At 47.1% G+C, this 11,368-nt stretch carries 12 protein-coding genes and 1 pseudogene; 1 reads left to right on the top strand and 12 read right to left on the bottom strand.

Annotated features, from left to right (window positions below; translation table 11 throughout):
- The 4 genes from DXA36_RS33650 to DXA36_RS25155 form a co-directional block, all read right to left on the bottom strand.
- A partial coding sequence (locus DXA36_RS33650) for a relaxase/mobilization nuclease domain-containing protein (RefSeq protein ID WP_243114739.1) occupies nt 1-1,118 on the bottom strand: 1,118 nt, incomplete at its 3' end.
- Nucleotides 1,090-1,488 carry a plasmid mobilization protein gene (locus tag DXA36_RS25170; protein WP_009259638.1) on the bottom strand — a complete coding sequence of 133 codons (399 nt, stop codon included), beginning with the start codon at nt 1,486-1,488 and terminating at the stop codon, nt 1,090-1,092. The genes DXA36_RS33650 and DXA36_RS25170, both read right to left, overlap by 29 nt.
- A 521-nt stretch (nt 1,489-2,009) precedes the next feature.
- Nucleotides 2,010-2,222: a helix-turn-helix domain-containing protein gene (locus tag DXA36_RS25160; protein ID WP_002586615.1), complete on the bottom strand. Its 213-nt coding sequence runs from the start codon at nt 2,220-2,222 to the stop codon at nt 2,010-2,012.
- Entirely contained in the window at nt 2,215-2,637 is a 423-nt protein-coding gene (locus DXA36_RS25155; protein WP_002586616.1) for a sigma-70 family RNA polymerase sigma factor, read from the bottom strand. Before DXA36_RS25155 ends, DXA36_RS25160 begins: the two co-directional genes overlap by 8 nt.
- Nucleotides 2,638-2,798: 161 nt before the next feature.
- On the opposite strand from DXA36_RS25155, the gene DXA36_RS25150 reads away from it, so the two are divergent.
- Nucleotides 2,799-4,165 (top strand): IS3 family transposase gene (locus DXA36_RS25150; protein WP_118682152.1). Its coding sequence is split into 2 segments (ribosomal slippage): nt 2,799-3,300 and nt 3,300-4,165, totalling 1,368 coding nucleotides; the frame shifts between segments, so codons are not numbered across the junction.
- A gap of 98 nt (nt 4,166-4,263) precedes the next feature.
- On the opposite strand, the gene DXA36_RS25145 is transcribed toward DXA36_RS25150, so the two are convergent.
- From DXA36_RS25145 to DXA36_RS25105, 8 genes and pseudogenes are all read right to left on the bottom strand, one after another.
- Nucleotides 4,264-5,031, bottom strand: a complete 768-nt coding sequence (locus DXA36_RS25145; RefSeq protein WP_002586626.1) for a class I SAM-dependent methyltransferase — start codon at nt 5,029-5,031, stop codon at nt 4,264-4,266.
- Nucleotides 5,032-5,081: 50 nt separating this feature from the next.
- Entirely contained in the window at nt 5,082-7,001 is a 1,920-nt protein-coding gene (gene tet(W), locus DXA36_RS25140) for a tetracycline resistance ribosomal protection protein Tet(W) (protein WP_002586627.1), read from the bottom strand.
- A 640-nt stretch (nt 7,002-7,641) separates the two neighbouring features.
- The gene (locus DXA36_RS25130) at nt 7,642-7,782 is read right to left on the bottom strand and encodes a Maff2 family mobile element protein (RefSeq protein WP_007037419.1); all 141 of its coding nucleotides are present in this window, start codon (nt 7,780-7,782) and stop codon (nt 7,642-7,644) included.
- A 219-nt stretch (nt 7,783-8,001) separates the two neighbouring features.
- Nucleotides 8,002-8,247: pseudogene (locus tag DXA36_RS25125) on the bottom strand (VirD4-like conjugal transfer protein, CD1115 family); the annotation flags it as partial.
- Between the two features lie 239 nt (nt 8,248-8,486).
- Nucleotides 8,487-8,807, bottom strand: a complete 321-nt coding sequence (locus DXA36_RS25120) for a DUF6572 domain-containing protein (RefSeq protein ID WP_025489039.1) — start codon at nt 8,805-8,807, stop codon at nt 8,487-8,489.
- A gap of 90 nt (nt 8,808-8,897) precedes the next feature.
- A complete protein-coding gene (locus DXA36_RS25115) occupies nt 8,898-9,443 on the bottom strand; it encodes a hypothetical protein (protein WP_118247834.1) in 546 nt (181 codons plus the stop codon).
- A 68-nt stretch (nt 9,444-9,511) separates the two neighbouring features.
- A complete protein-coding gene (locus tag DXA36_RS25110) occupies nt 9,512-10,717 on the bottom strand; it encodes a hypothetical protein (RefSeq protein ID WP_118682151.1) in 1,206 nt (401 codons plus the stop codon).
- Nucleotides 10,718-10,757: 40 nt separating this feature from the next.
- A complete protein-coding gene (locus DXA36_RS25105) occupies nt 10,758-11,345 on the bottom strand; it encodes a hypothetical protein (RefSeq protein WP_054356919.1) in 588 nt (195 codons plus the stop codon).
- Nucleotides 11,346-11,368: the final 23 nt, after the last annotated feature.

Raw genomic sequence — 11,368 nt, 5'->3', positions numbered from 1 at the left:
TGTTGTGGGGGGGGGAGAGGAGAAGCAGCGGAATGAGTGAGCTTTCCCGCTTGCGGGGAAGCGAAGGATATGGAGCTTGCGCCGACGAGTTTCGGGGCGGTTTGTGGGGCTTTTGTAGGCTGTATGCCGGTTTTCCCATGCCGGGGGTATTCGGGTATGGCTGCGGCCTTTTCTGTGGCTCTGGCGGCGTTCTGCTCCAAAACGGCAAAGACAGCGGCGCGGTCAAAGTCGTCGCCCAGCTTCCGGGCGGTAATGGGCTTCGTCCTGTCCGGCGTGAGGTAGGAAAGCCGCCCACGGCTCTCCTTAACGCTCACGCCCTCCCGCAGCAGCAGAGAGGAAAATTCGTCAAAGCTGGCGGCGGTGGCAAGGGCTTTCCGTATGGTCTGCCGCAGCTTCTCTTTGTTCGTTTCAAACTTGGTCTGCCGGGGCGTGATACCGCCTGCAATCATGGGGGCGTTCTGCCTGTCCAGCTTGGCCTGTCCTTTTTTCTGCGCCCAATACTCCCGGTCGGTCACGCGGTTCTTACTGCCGTTCAAGAGGTCGATTTGGTAAAGCCCCTCCCGGTGGCACATCTCCATGACTTCGGACTTGAAGTAGCGCAAGGCTGCGTCGGTACAGCGGTGCTTGCAACCGGCCTTTGTATCGGCTGGCCTGTCCATATAGGGCAGGAACGGCACTTCCTCTATCCGCAGCGAATTGATAACGATATGCACATGAATGTTGCCGCTGTGGTTATGCCCGTCCGGGTGGGTGCATACAAGGGCTTGGTGGCCGGGGAAATGCTCTTTACAGAATTGCTCCCCCAATGCCTGCGCCCGGTCTACGGTCAAGCCATTGTCCGGGCCGTCCCGTGGGTCAAAGCTGATGATATAGTGGTGGCTTTTTACATCTTCCCGCTGCTGGTTCTTTCCGTATCGGAGATTTGCCCGCATACACGCAACGGCAAAATCCTCCCCGTCGCAGTTCAGTGTGGACAGCCGGTAGTCCTCGCGGGGGATAAGCCTGCCGGTTTCATCAAGGACGGGCTTCATGGTAAACTCGTCATGCTCAAAAAGCAGGTATTGCTCGGCGGCTCCGTAGTCGGCATTTTTAGAGTTGATATGCTTGAGTGTTGCCAACCGCGTCACCTACTTTCTTGAGGACTTCATACTTGAGGGCGGCAAGGTCGGCTATGGCAGCGCGCACCTCGCCGGACAGCGCATTGTAAGGTGCGCCGTACTCGTTCAGATACCGGGCAATCTGATTGAGATTGCCGCCGATCCTGCCGTACTCGGCGGCCAGCTTTCCAACAGCGGAAAGCAGTTCATCATTGACCGCTGACACATGGATAACGGGGCGTATGGTCGTGCGCCGTATCGCCTGCCGGAGAAATTCCGACTGGCTGATACCATAGGGCGCAAGCCGCGCTGTGAAGTCGGCGTATTCATCTTCGGACAGCCGGGTTTTCACAACGCGGCTGCGGTGGGGTGTGTTGTATTTCTTTCGCATGGTCGTGACCTCCTTTCTTGCCGCATGAGCGCGGCGGGGATAAGCGGCGCAAGCCGCATAGCAGGGTTTGGGGAAGGCACTCCCCAACAAGTTTCCCGCGAGGGGCAAAACCGCAGAATTGCGGATTTTGGCACCGTGGTAGAAACTTGCTCTCCGTGACTGCAAACTTTCTCTCACTTCCGTCCGCCACTTTTTTGGAAAACTGCAACCACAAAAGTTTGTTTCTCTTTTTCTGCTACTACTAATCCTGTAAAGGGCATTCCTGCCCGCTTTCGCTAAAATGACACCGGACGCAGTGGTTTCTACCCGGTGTTGGAGAAATCCTTTCTCTTTGCCCTCTACTACGGGTAAATGCTCCAAATGCCAAACACCAGGGCAGAAAAATTCCCTCCTCGCTTACTACTACAACCGGCAGGGGGCAAAATGGCCGGGAGCGGAGCCGGACAACAAAAAAAGCAGTAAATCTTTTTCAAGACTTACTGCTTTCGCTGGCCGCGTCGGTGGCGGCTGGTATTCAGTTTTTATGACTTGTCCGGTGGTTCGTCAAGCCGGAACTTGAATTGACAGTCAATTAACCGCTGCTTTACATAGTCCTCCACCTCGGCGTTGACCTGCCCGTTCACTTTTGAGAAATAGCGGATATATCCGGCGTAGTGGAGCAGGACAGCGTTCACGGCTTCTGGGTCGCCCTCACGGGCTTTGAGGATTGTTTCATAGGGGAGAAGTCTACTCATACCGGCTCACCCCCATTTCTTCGCGTAGCCGCTGCAAGGCAAGCTGGATATGCCGCCCCGCTGTGCTGCGTGACCGGCCAATACACGCGCCGATCACGCGCTGCGGCTGGCGCAGAAAGTAATAGCGCAGGATTTCTTCCCGCGTCTGCTCCGGCAAAACAGAGATCGCGTCGGCAAGGGCGGCGTTGCAGAGCAGGACGGTCTGACCGCAGACGGTAAATGGGTATTCCTCGTCCGGCTCCGACGCGGCAAACTGGACAAACTTCTCGTTCATCAGATAGTCAAGGGAAACTTGCCGTTCCCATTGCCGTTTAAGCTTCAAAATCTTGTCCAAGGCGGCACAGCGGATAACAGTCTTGCAAAAGGCGTTGTACCTGCGCTGGATATATTCTTGATAGGCTATCTGGTCGGTCATGGAAATTCCCCTTTCTGAATAATAGTGCGGGGCGGTGGCACTTCTTGCTGTCGCCCCTTGATTGCCTACCAGCAAAGGCGGGCGGGGCTGTCAACGGCTGCGCATATGAACTGCACCCCAAAAGTTGGACAAGAAAGTCAACGAAAGGGGTGCAGAAATCTATGGGAAAAGAATTGTTCAGTGAGGAATTAAAATTAGCAGTTGTTCAGTATGTACTGGAAGGGCATACACGCAAAGAGGCATCCGAGAAATTTTGCGTATCCTGTACGCCGATTGAAAAATGGGTAAACTTGTATAAGCTGCATGGTGCAAAAGGACTTCTAAGCAGAAATCTGGTTGGCCGACAAAAAGGCTTTGATGGCGAGTTTCGCCTAAAAGTGTTACAATACAAGCAGGAACATCACTTATCCTGTACACAGACAGCTATGCACTTTTGCCTTGATGTTGTAACAGTGTGCCGGTGGGAGAAGAAATTCCAAAAGGAAGGTGCACGGGGACTTATGAAAAAGCAGGCGACAAAAGGTAGCGAAAAACGACAAAAGAAGCAGGAACAGTCGGAGCTGCAACAGGAAAACAAGCGGCTGTCAGAAGAAATTTACCGGTTGAGAATGGAGAATGATTACCTAAAAAAATTAAACGCCTTAATTCAGAAGCGGGAAAAACCCGAATAAGCGATGTTGTGGCTGCTGTTACAGAATTAAGGCGTGATTATCCTCTGGCAGCATTACTTAAACTGGCCGGCATTCCCCGAAGTACATACTACTATCATTCCCGGAAAGCCAATGCTGTGGATAAATACGCAAAAGAAAGGGCGGAAATCATAGCAATTTATCAGGAGAATCAAGGCCGGTACGGGTATCGGCGGATTGGTATGGAATTACGCAACAGAGGCTTTTGTCTGAACCACAAGACGGTACAAAAGCTGATGAAGGAGTCAGGCCTAAAATGTATGGTACGAATGAAAAAGTATCGTTCTTACCGTGGAGAAGTCGGCAAGATTGCACCAAATCTACTGGCTAGAGATTTCCATGCGGAAAGACCGAATCAGAAATGGGTAACTGATGTGACTGAGTTTTCCCTGTTTGGAAGCAAACTTTATCTCTCTCCTGTGCTTGACCTGTACAATGGTGAGATCATCAGCTATGCCATCAGTGAACGGGCTAATTACCGCCAGGTGGATGAGATGCTGGATAAAGCATTCTCCCGGCTCCCGGACAGCAGCGGGCTGATCCTTCATTCGGATCAGGGCTGGCAATATCAGAACGTCAGGTATCAAAAAAGACTGTTAGAAAAAGGCATTCGGCAAAGTATGTCCAGAAAGGGAAACTGTCTGGACAATGCGGTTATGGAAAACTTCTTCGGACTGTTAAAATCGGAACTGCTATACCTGCGGACGTTCCAATCATTAGACGAGTTCTGCCAGGAACTGATCGCTTATCTTGAATACTATAACCATAACCGAATCAAAGAAAAATTGAATGGGTTAAGTCCTGTCCAATACAGAATTCAAAATGGCTTTGCCGCATAACTTTTGTCCAACTTTTGGGGAGCACTTCACATATGCGCCGTTCATCTTGACCGTTGACTGGCTCGGCTGGGTTTGCTATTTACCCGACAAACTTGAATTTATTTTAAGCTATCACGTTTTACCTTCTTAAGCCTTACTATCATTACCATAGGAATTTCTTTGTTGGTTTTAAAACATTCTTCATAAAATCCATCAATGACAAATCCAGCTCTAAAACAAAGGTTAAAAATATCTTGTATGGAACGATGATAATAAATCTGCTCTTTCGGTTGCCCTTCAATCGCTATATCATAGTAACTGTGCGGTGTCATATATTTTTCAGTCAACGTGACAAAACAAGGGTGTTGCGTTGCAAAGACAAAAATTCCGCTTTCCTGCAACAGTTCATAAACAGCCATAAGAAGTGGTTCAATATCCGTAATATCCATAATTGCCATATTAGAAACTGCTTTCGTAAAGGCTCGATTTCTTTTTAATTCTAATATACTTTTTCTATCGGTCGCATCCGCCACACAAAATTCAATTTGTTTTGCATATTGTGATTGCCGTCTTTTAGCCAATTCTATCATTTTTTTGCTGTAATCAAAAGCGACAACCGAAGCGCCTCTTTGTGCAAGATACGAAGAATAATTTCCATTGCCACACGCAATATCCAAAATGTAATCCGCAGGATTAGGAGATAGAAGTTCCGTTACTTTGGGACGCACTACCTCTCTGTGAAATTCATTAGATTCGTCACCCATTGCATTATCCCAAAATTGTGCGTTCTCCTCCCAGATTTTTTTACTTTCCTCTGTTCCCATGTTCTCTCCCACTCCCCAAATTTGCTTTTTTGCTTCCATTAAATCTTCCTTACTATATTCCATTGTTACCCTCCATAACTTCTGATTGTTGCCGTCTTGACGATTATGTATCTTTACATTACCTTCTGAAACATATGGCGCACCTTGTCCAGGCGGCTGTTTGGACGGCGGGGCTGGATGACCGGCTGACCGACAGCGGCCTGATATCCTTTCAGCTCTGTAAGGCATACGCTCCGCCCGTTGGTGTAAAAGGCCAGATCAGTACGGTATGCCTGTATACAGCGGGCGGGAATCTCGCCAGTAAAGACAACTTCATCCTTTTTTACCTGGGCCGTTTCGATGGTGGCACAGTATTTCGGTGCATCATGATAAGCCCTGGAAAGGTATTCCTGGGGCGCATAGAGGATGAAGGAGAGATAAGGTTCCAGCAGCTGCGTCCCCGATTCCTTCAATGCCTGTTCCAATACAATCGGGGCCAATGAGCGGAAGTCCGCCGGCGTGCTGACCGGACTGTAATAAAGCCCGTATTCAAAGCAAATCTTACAGTCCGTTACGTTCCAGCCGAACAAGCCCTGCTCCAGCCCGTAACGGATACCATCCCTGACAGCGTTTTGAAAACTCTGGTTCAAGTATCCCAGCGAAACCCGGCTCTCGTATTGTACACCGGAGCCAAGCGAGAGTGGTGTAACAGACAGTCCTATGGATGCCCAAAACGGGTTGGGCGGCACCTCGATATGGATGGTGTGGCTGGCTGCTTTGAGCGGCCGCTCCATATAAATGACGGAGGGTTCCTTTACCACTGTTTCAAGCTTGTATTTTTCCGACAGCAAAGCGGAAACAACCTCCAACTGCACCCGGCCCAAAAAAGAAAGAATGATCTCATGGGTGATGGAATCCACTTCGCAACGCAAAAGCGGGTCAGTATCCGCAAGTTGCGTAAGAGCGTCCAGCAGCCGTTCTCTTTGCGCTGCCGTTTTCGGCGCAATCGTCGTCCGCAGCATGGGGAGGGGGTCCTCGCGCCACCTTTTACGAGGGAGCCGGGTTTGGTCCCCTAATACATCGTTTAACCTCACGCTGTCGCTGGGAAGGATAACAATTTCACCCTGATAAGCGGTGTCTGTCCGAACAATTTCCCCTTTGGATGGAATACGCATCTCTGTGATTTTCAGCTTTTCTCTCCCGGCCAGGGCCACCGTATCCCGCAGGCGCAGCGTTCCGCTGTATAACCGTAGATAGACACGCCGCTGGCCGCAATCGGTGTACTCAACCTTGAAAACGCTGCCGCATAGGGCGGCGCCCCCCTGTTCCCCAATCGGTTGGAACAGCCCTGTCACCGCATCCATCAACGGTTGAATGCCAAGGCCATTTTTGGCGCTGCCATGATAGACTGGGAACAGGGAGGCGTCTTGAACCCGCTGCTGTTCCTCCCGCGCAAGTTTTTCCCGGCTGATTGGTTCTCCTGCGATATACTTTTCCAATAATTCATCGTTATTTTCGATGACCGCATCCCATGCTTCTATGTCGGTATTTTCCTCCAGGACTATTTCCGGGGACAGCGACACCGTCTGCTTGATGATAATATCGGCGGAGAGCTTATCCCGAACAGACTGAACCACGCTCTGCAAATCAACGCCAGCCTGGTCGATCTTGTTGATAAAGATAACGGTGGGAATGTTCATTTTCCGCAGGGCATGGAACAGAATACGGGTCTGGGCCTGCACGCCATCTTTAGCGGAGATCACCAAGATGGCCCCATCTAAAACAGCCAAAGAGCGGTACACCTCCGCCAAAAAATCCATGTGGCCGGGCGTATCCACAATGTTAACTTTACATCTGTGCCACTGGAAGGAAGTGACTGCCGCTTGAATGGTAATCCCACGCTGCCGCTCCAAAAACATGGTGTCCGTCCTCGTTGTCCCTTTTTCGACGCTCCCCGGTTCTGAAATGGCTCCGCTGGCATATAGCAGGCTCTCCGTCAAGGTCGTCTTTCCAGCGTCTACATGGGCAAGAATTCCAATATTGATTATTTTCATGTGATTGTCCTCCCTTTACAGCCCCAAAGGGCATAAAAATCCCCAGCAGTAAAATACTTTTACCACTGGGGATTATAAGTTGCGGACATACACATATACAGCATACACCTGTTTGTGATTGCTGTTTTTGGGGATATGTCAAAATTGATAAGGCAAAAGTATTCTTAAATTGGGTACAAAAAACTAAGCCCCTACAAAAGGAGCTATCATAATCCTTTGTTCCCACTATTTGATTATAGTTTTATTTAAGAATACCTTGCCGCATATTTTTTACTCCTTTTCTGGATTAAATCATTGTATCACATCAGTTTTAGGAAAGCAAGTACCTAAAAGAAATTTTTCTTCCCCTTATATGTAACAATCATACCGGCTTCCTAGCGTTCAGAATGTTTTCTGCTGTCTGCTGTGGTGTTTGGTTGGAATTGTCCAACCAAAAGCCGATCCGTGGTGTTGTCTGCATTTTACTAAATACAAATTCAATGTATACAGAAAGATATAAGGAGTGGGAGGGATTCCGCCGTAGTTGGCATTGTAGGAAAATCCAAAAGTTTAGATTTTCCCACAATGCTTATCTTTTGGTCTTTGGTTCGGAATAGTGTAGTGCTGGCGGTCTATCTCTTGTTTTCGGTTGCTTGCTTCCTTACCGTACATGAGCATTGGCGCCGGGGTTGTCGTTGCCGTAACCTTCCAGCAGGTTGATAACGCCCCAGATACCGAGACCGGCACCGAGCGCGATAACGAGGGTCTGAAGAACGGTGATTGCCTGTTCAAAAAATGCCATATAGTTTGTTAGCCGGAATCTGATTAAAAAATAGGTTTGTCATGTTTCATAGGCATACAAAAGCCGGAACAATCTGCCGCCCGGTTTCCGGGGGCATGATTCCGGCTGTCCTCCTTTTTCATTATTTTTTCTCGCGATTGTCCGCTTTGTACGCCAATGGCCCATAGAGGGCAGATGCGGCGAATAGATAAGATCACTCCCTTCTAAAGCGGAACGAAATTAAGCGCCCTTTGTGTCTACTTCATATACATCGCAGACCTCATTGGGCTTGAGTTTCAGCCTTGCGGACAAGAATGCTTCAATATCAAAAGCGTTCTTGTCATCCGCGTCGGCAGTGTACTTGAAATTGGGGTGCTTGGTGATGTCGTACTTATCCGAAAGGAAAGGACGCACACCGCGCAGCTGGAGGATACACTTGCCGCCATCCATAACAGCAAGCTCATCCTGGCTCATCAGCTCTTTGCCACAATGTCAAGTGATGAATTCAAAAAAGACAAGCACTATCCAAAGAAAAACTTCTTTCATGGTATCTGCCTATTTTGTTTTCGATAGTTTTAGCTGTGATACATTTAATTTAGGGTGCAAAAAAGCAGGAGACCTTTTCGGATCTCCTGCTTAGTAAAGCTGTGAAGATTTAATTGTGGTTGGGCTGCCTGCTATGCAAACTGAATTTTGTTTTACTAAGTTCTACAAACTGGAAACTGTTAGCTAATCTGTGCCTTGATTTTTATCCCTATCCGTCCTAATTGATCTTGAACTACTTGCAAAAATTTCTGGCAGTTATCTGTTATATCATACTTGAAATGGATTTCTATCATAGCCATCTTAAAATCAGCATTGGGGTATATTTCATCGTACTGTTCGCTTTCGATAAAAGCCACATACGCATTGATTTTATCTTGTAAAATCTTCAAGTGTTCAAACTCATTGTCCCAATTCAAATGGTCGGTAATAAGGAGTACCAAACAAGCATTTTCTTTATCGTTTGCGATTGCATCAATCTGACTTGCGTTATCAACAGCCATAATATTTCTCCTTCCCAGTTCTTTATAACCATAACTCTTTCTCCCAATACATCTGTGACATTTCAATTACACAACTTCAAATTTCTGGTTTTACTTAACTTTAGTGTAGCTCTCCATACTAAAAGTTTCTAAATCAAACACTACCGCAGCAACACTGTCCTCATTTTCTTCAATAAGCCATAAGCGAGTCCATAAGGTTTGGTCGTTCATATTGGTAGCAGTTTTGTCCTCACCATCGGTAATGATTTTTTCAGGATCTATTTTTGTTACAAAAATGTTTTCGGGTTTAAGACCTGGCAGGCTGCTCTTAAGTTCCTCCTCTGTTAATCCTGCTATATCCATTGCTTCAGCACCGTTATAATACTCAACATCTCCGTACCAGTAGTTATCGTTAACATTCTCGATGGTTTTTAACCACATAAACTTATCGTCAACGAATTTATAACCAGCACCAGAGCCGGTATCTATTTCCCATGTTCCTTGTATCAGTGCATTATCATCGTTATTATCTTTGCTATCAGTAGTACCGGCGCAAGCGGTAAGCCCAAATAGTGTAAAACAGATCATCAGAATAGCTGCTGCAATTCTGAAAAAACCACTTTTGCGGTATTTAATCATATTCATATCATAGTTCATAGGTAACCTCCAAGTTATATCCTCTTTATTTTCGTAAGCCTTTCTCCATTGAAAAATGAAAAAATCTTTTATTCCCGTTCCCGTCTACTCCTTTTTTTCTTTCGGGGATCTGGCGGCGGAGAGAAGGTCTGAATATAGTCCTGCCGGATCAGCGTCACATCCTGAGAAAGAAAAGCAGCGACACGATCTTGTTCGGAAGTTTGCTCTGGGAAAAAGGACGCAAATTTCTGTGCCAGCTGTTCTTCTTTTTCATACAGTTTAAGTGTGCCTTCGTATCCAATCAATTCTTTCAGCACAGCAGTAGACTCCTTGTACCGGTCCCCTCGAATATCCAGATCGACTGTCGCTTTGGCAGTCATGCCGTTAAGGTAAAGTACCTTCAAGGAAGTATGGTTTCTGAACCGATTCATTGTGAACCATAAAGCCAGCTTTTTTGAGAGTAGCTTACCGCCAATCAGCATCCAGTTCTGGCTTTGGTATATTTCCAGATACTTTTTCATGCCCTCATCTTCAAACGCTATTGGTTCAAAGTGTTCTCCATCCAACAGCTGCTCCAACTGTTTTTTGCTGAGAATCTGATTCAGTACCGGTATGTTCCGGTAAGGCGCGCAGATATAACGCCTCATTTTCTGAAACAGCGCTACAACCAGAACTGCTGTGCCAAGTAAAAACAGAAAAAGCTCTCCATCCATTTCGATTTTCCCGGTTGCCGTTACCCAGATGCCACGCAGAACCAGTACAACGCCAAAGCCCCACAGCCCGAAAACCAGCAACTTTTTCAGTGGATGAAAATGAATCCACTCAATGATCCGCACTTGCTGTTTGCCACTCATAGGTTTGTCACGCAAAAGTAGATGGGTGATCCATTTTCTTAGGATCAGTGGAATCCATGCAGTCGCACACATGAAGATTACAACACTGGCATAAATGCCAATCCCGAGCCAGCCATTATCCAGAAAAGCTTCCAGAAACAGAAGGAGGATAATCGGAAAAATCATAGTGAAAAACAAGGGTAGAAATGACTCCTTGCGTATCCTCTTGAGATTTAAGTCATTAAGCGCAGAGTTGATACATATACCAAGAATCATGGCTGCTGTCATACCACCTGCCACCCATTTTTTACGATCTCCGTATCGCATGATATGTACAGTTTCGTGCATATAAGGAAGTTTTCCTGTAATACCTACATAAAAATAGAATCCCAAATAAGCCAGAGCCCAAAGTGCCCCTGCCAGCTTCAAAATTGTTTTTCCTGAAAGTTTTCGTTTCTCCATCTTCGTCGTTTTCCTATAAAATCACTGTTCCTGTATCAATTTATCCTTCTGTATCCCAAACAAAGCTATCTACCATGTCCCTGGCGGCCTGTTCAGTGGTTTCTGATCCGCTGAAATTTGTAAGCTGGATCAGGCAGAACCCGTAATCCTTTACAATATAGTATTGCGTGGTGACAATATCGCCCTCGTCGATAGTAAAGATATAAAGCAGCTCCCCCTGCTCGGTATAGGTTCCATCCCCGTTCAGTTGTGCTTCAATACCATCCAGCTGCATCAAAATCTGTTGGACGATCGCATCCCGAAACTGCTCATGCTCATCCAGACTATATTTGTTCTTTCCTACATGGATGGAGATGTTGTCCGGCTTTTCATCATTTTCGTGGCCTTCCTCTATATAGAAAATCTGCGAATCAGTAGAATGCTTCTCAGATTCCTCCCATCCATCCGGGACGGTATAACTTCCGGGAATCGCATTATATTCAGATGATATTTCGGTTTCGGAAGAAGAAGGTTCCTGCTGATCCGCCACAGATTCATCAGAGGGAGATTGTGGCGATGAAGTCCCATTTTTACCGCATCCAGCAAGGAGCAGCACCATAGCTAATAACACAATTAAGATTTTTTTCATGCTCTGATTCCTCTCGCTTTATA

The sequence above is a fragment of the Eisenbergiella sp. OF01-20 genome, from assembly GCF_003478085.1.
Classification (GTDB): domain Bacteria; phylum Bacillota; class Clostridia; order Lachnospirales; family Lachnospiraceae; genus Eisenbergiella.
The sequence above is the reverse complement of the archived record's forward strand: the minus strand, read 5'-3'. Positions and strand labels throughout refer to the sequence as shown.

Excerpts from the sequence above, each read along its gene's own strand:
- DXA36_RS25170 (WP_009259638.1), bottom strand. The coding sequence starts at position 1,488 with ATGCGAAAGAAATACAACACACCCCACCGCAGCCGCGTTGTGAAAACC.
- DXA36_RS25160 (WP_002586615.1), bottom strand. The coding sequence starts at position 2,222 with ATGAGTAGACTTCTCCCCTATGAAACAATCCTCAAAGCCCGTGAGGGC.
- DXA36_RS25155 (WP_002586616.1), bottom strand. The coding sequence starts at position 2,637 with ATGACCGACCAGATAGCCTATCAAGAATATATCCAGCGCAGGTACAAC.
- DXA36_RS25145 (WP_002586626.1), bottom strand. The coding sequence starts at position 5,031 with ATGGAATATAGTAAGGAAGATTTAATGGAAGCAAAAAAGCAAATTTGG.
- DXA36_RS25130 (WP_007037419.1), bottom strand. The coding sequence starts at position 7,782 with ATGGCATTTTTTGAACAGGCAATCACCGTTCTTCAGACCCTCGTTATC.
- DXA36_RS25120 (WP_025489039.1), bottom strand. The coding sequence starts at position 8,807 with ATGGCTGTTGATAACGCAAGTCAGATTGATGCAATCGCAAACGATAAA.
- DXA36_RS25115 (WP_118247834.1), bottom strand. The coding sequence starts at position 9,443 with ATGAACTATGATATGAATATGATTAAATACCGCAAAAGTGGTTTTTTC.
- DXA36_RS25110 (WP_118682151.1), bottom strand. The coding sequence starts at position 10,717 with ATGGAGAAACGAAAACTTTCAGGAAAAACAATTTTGAAGCTGGCAGGG.
- DXA36_RS25105 (WP_054356919.1), bottom strand. The coding sequence starts at position 11,345 with ATGAAAAAAATCTTAATTGTGTTATTAGCTATGGTGCTGCTCCTTGCT.